Here is a 3,606-nt window from a genome sequence, read left to right on the forward strand (position 1 = left end):
ACTGGTCGATATGGCGCCGGACGCACCAGGGACGAGCCCGCCACAGCCACTACCAGCGCAGACTCGCCACCTGATCACGAAGTGCGGCTGGAGTATTAGGGGGCGTATCTCAGGGGCCGTTCCGGGTCGTCCCCCAGAGGGACGGAAGCCCGGGGGAGTGCGGTCAGGCCGCGGTGTCCAGACGGTGGCGCTGGTCCTCGTCGAGGGTGAGGTCCAATGCGGCGAGGCTCTCGTCCAGTTGGGCGACGGAGCTGGCGCCGATGATCGGGACGGTCGGGACGGGGTGGCCGAGCAGCCAGGCCAGGACCACCTGGTTGACGGTGGCGCCGCTCTCCTCGGCGATCTCGGACAGGGCGGTCAGCCGGGCCTTGGCGGCCGGCCACTCGTACTGTTCGGGAAGCGGGCGGTCGGGGCGGGAGTAGGAGCCGCCGAGGAGGGGGGAGTAGGCGAGCAGGGTCATCGACGGGCGTTGGGCGAGGTGGGAGAGCAGGGCCTCGTCGGCGGGGCGCTGGATGCCGAAGTCGGCGTCGGGCCGGGGGAGGAGGTAGGTGTGGCGCTGCTGGACGCACCGGTAGCCGGGCCAGCCGCGTTCGGTGGCGAGGCCGTTGGCCGAGGCGAGGTCGGCGGCGCTGTGGTTGCTGCACCCGAGGGTGGTGACCTTGCCGTCGGCCACCAGTTCGGCGAAGGCGCCCATGGTCTCCTCGACGGGCGTGGCCGGGTCGGTCACGTGGGCGTAGTAGAGGTCGACGCGGTCGGTGCCGAGGCGGCGCAGGCTGCCCTCGGCGGCCTCGCGCAGGGCGCGGGCGGAGAGGCCCTCGATGTGTTCGGGGAAGGGGAGGCCGGGCACCGGGCGGGCGCCGGCCTTGGTGGCGAGCACCAGGTCGTCGCGGTTGCCGCGGCGGGCCAGCCAGCGGCCGAGCAGTTCCTCGCTCTCGTAACCGTTCGCACCCGGCGCCCAGAAGGCGTAGTTGTTCGAGGTGTCGATGAACGTCCCGCCGGCTTCGGTGAAGCGGTCGAGGATCGCCGTCGAGGTCTCCTCGTCGACGGTGGTGCCGAAGGTCATCGCGCCGAGGCAGATCGCGCTCGCGGTCGGCCCGTCAACGCCGAGGCTGCGGTGGTGCATCAGTCTTCGCTCCGGGGGGTCGATGGTGTCGCCGGGTCGTGGCCCGGCCACCGGAATCATCACCCATCGACCACGGCTTGCGGAGGGAAGTGGCTCGGCGGTCACCTCGTGACCGTCCGGTCCGGCGCGGTCCGGCGCGGTGCGGTGCGTGGCGTAGGGTCGGGATACCCTGCGGGGGTACGGGAACGCGACGTGGTCGGGAGGCGGAGGATGGCACGGTTGCCGCGCCTGCTGCTGCTCGCCGCGTTGCTGCTCGGCATCGTGACGATGCACACGCTCGGTCATCCGGGCGGCGGGCACGAGGCCGCCGGTACACACGCCGCTGGTATGCACGCCGCCGGTACGCAGGCCTCCGGTGCTCACGGCTCCGCGATGCGTCCTGCGGGTGCTCTCCATCAGGTCGAGCACGCGGACACGTACGCGCACGCGCACGCCGCCCCCGCCGCCGTCCACCCCGCCGCCCCCGGCGGCATGGACCCGATGGCGGTCTGCCTCGCCGTCCTGGCCGGCTGGACGCTGGTGCTCCTCGTCGTCGGCCCGCTGCTGAGCCGCAGTGGTGACGCCGCCGCCTGGGTGCGGGCCCGGCTGCTGCGGGCCGTTCGCGCGCTGCCCCCGCCCGGGGGCGGGCGAATACTCCTCACCCGGCTTTCGGTGCTGCGCCAGTAGGCGCGCGCCCGTCGTTCCGTGCCCGCGCCCACTCGGGAGCGCCCGCGCGTGCATCCGCGCGCCCGCTCGCACCCCGAAGCCCCCGCGCACGGAACGGCCGACGCGACGTCCCACACACCCGCACACCCACACACCGCACGAGGTGCACTCCGCCATGCGCACACCCACCCGCCGTACCGTCCTGGGCGCCGCGCTCGCCGCCGCCGGAACCGGCCTGCTCACCGCCTGCTCCTCCGGCTCGATGAAGGGCATGGACCACGGGTCCATGGACCACGGGTCGGCGAGCGGCACCGGCAGCCCGGCCGCCGCCCCGGCCGGCTACCTGGCCCCGAACGGCCCCGAGGTCGCCGCCGCCGAGGCCCGGCGCAAGCCCGGCCCGGAGCGCAGGGTCGCGCTCACCGCCACCGAGACCACCCTCGACCTCGGCGGCCGCACCGTCCGCAGCTGGGCGTACGGCGACCGCCTGCCCGGCCAGGAGGTGCGGGCCACCGTCGGCGACACGCTCGCCGTCACCCTCGCCAACCACCTGCCACAGCCCACCTCGCTGCACTGGCACGGCCTCGCGCTGCGCAACGACATGGACGGCGTGCCGGGCGTGACCCAGGCCGACGTCAAGCCCGGCGCGTCCTTCGAGTACCGGTTCGCGCTCAGCCACCCGGGCACCTACTGGTTCCACCCGCACTCCGGGGTCCAGCAGGACCGCGGCCTGTACGCCCCGCTGATCGTCGAGGACCCCAAGGAGCCGCTGGCCTACGACAAGGAGTGGGTCGTCGTCCTGGACGACTGGGTGGACGGGATCGACGGCAGCACCCCGGACGCCGTGCTCGCCGAACTCGCCAAGGGCATGGGCGACATGGGTGACATGGGAGGGATGGGCGGGATGGACCACTCGGGGGGCTCCGGGCACGACATGCCGTCCATGCCGGGCCACGACATGTCGGGGATGTCCGGTGGGGGAGGAACTCCGAGCGTCGCGGGCCCCAGCCGGATGCTGATGGGCGCTCAGAGTCCGCTGCTGGGCGGCGACGCGGGCGACGTCGCGTACCCGTTCCACCTGGTCAACGGCAAACTCTCGGCCGCCCCCGAGACCTTCACCGCCAAGCCCGGCGACCGGATCCGCATCCGGCTGGTGAACGCGGGCGGTGACACCGCCTACCGGGTCGCCCTCGGCGGCCACGAGCTGACCGTCACCCACACGGACGGCTTCCCGGTCGAACAGGCCACCACCCAGGCGCTGTTGCTCGGCATGGGCGAGCGTTACGACGTGCTGGTCACCGCCAAGGACGGTGTCTTCCCGTTGACGGCGCTGGCCGAGGGCAAGAACGCCACCGCGCTGGCCGTGCTGCGCACCGGCGGCGGCGCGGCGCCCGACGCCTCGGCGCGCCCGGCCGAGTTGGACGGCCGGCTGCTCACCGCCGGGCAGCTCAAGGCCGACCCGAGCGTCCGGCTGCCCGCGAAGTCGCCGGACCGCACGGTGAAGCTGGAGCTCACCGGTGGGATGGCGAAGGCGGACTGGGCGTTCAACGGTCGCAGGTACGACCCGGCGCAGCGCTACCCGGTGGCGGCGGGTGAGCGGGTGCGGCTGGAGTTCCGCAACAGCACCACCATGTGGCACCCCGTCCACCTGCACGGTCACAGTTTCGCGCTGCCCGGTGACGGCCCGCGCAAGGACACCGCGATCGTGCTGCCGGGCACGACCCTGGCCGTCGACTTCGACGCCGACAACCCGGGCCTGTGGATGGTGCACTGCCACAACGTCTACCACTCGGAGACCGGCATGATGACCGTCCTCGGCTACCGGGCCTGATCCTCAGGCT

At 73.4% G+C, this 3,606-nt stretch carries 3 protein-coding genes; 2 read left to right on the top strand and 1 reads right to left on the bottom strand.

Annotation, left to right across the window (positions count from 1 at the left end):
- Nucleotides 1-163: 163 nt before the first annotated feature.
- On the bottom strand, nucleotides 164-1,123 hold the full coding sequence (locus ACFRMQ_RS39285) for an aldo/keto reductase (RefSeq protein ID WP_380735689.1): 960 nt from the start codon (nucleotides 1,121-1,123) through the stop codon (nucleotides 164-166).
- Nucleotides 1,124-1,333: 210 nt separating this feature from the next.
- Here ACFRMQ_RS39285 and ACFRMQ_RS39290 point away from each other — a divergent pair, with 210 nt between their 5' ends.
- Nucleotides 1,334-1,789 (top strand): hypothetical protein, encoded by a 456-nt coding sequence (locus ACFRMQ_RS39290; protein WP_380735690.1) that lies wholly within the window; start codon nucleotides 1,334-1,336, stop codon nucleotides 1,787-1,789.
- A 154-nt stretch (nucleotides 1,790-1,943) separates the two neighbouring features.
- Nucleotides 1,944-3,596: a multicopper oxidase family protein gene (locus ACFRMQ_RS39295; protein WP_380735691.1), complete on the top strand. Its 1,653-nt coding sequence runs from the start codon at nucleotides 1,944-1,946 to the stop codon at nucleotides 3,594-3,596.
- The last annotated feature ends 10 nt before the right edge of the window (nucleotides 3,597-3,606 follow it).

The sequence above is a fragment of the Kitasatospora sp. NPDC056783 genome (genome assembly GCF_042789895.1).
Classification (GTDB): Bacteria; Actinomycetota; Actinomycetes; order Streptomycetales; family Streptomycetaceae; genus Kitasatospora.

What these genes read in the sequence shown, in the direction of transcription:
- ACFRMQ_RS39295 (WP_380735691.1), top strand. Translation starts at nt 1,944, where the DNA reads ATGCGCACACCCACCCGCCGTACCGTCCTGGGCGCCGCGCTCGCCGCC.
- ACFRMQ_RS39285 (WP_380735689.1), bottom strand. Translation starts at nt 1,123, where the DNA reads ATGCACCACCGCAGCCTCGGCGTTGACGGGCCGACCGCGAGCGCGATC.
- ACFRMQ_RS39290 (WP_380735690.1), top strand. Translation starts at nt 1,334, where the DNA reads ATGGCACGGTTGCCGCGCCTGCTGCTGCTCGCCGCGTTGCTGCTCGGC.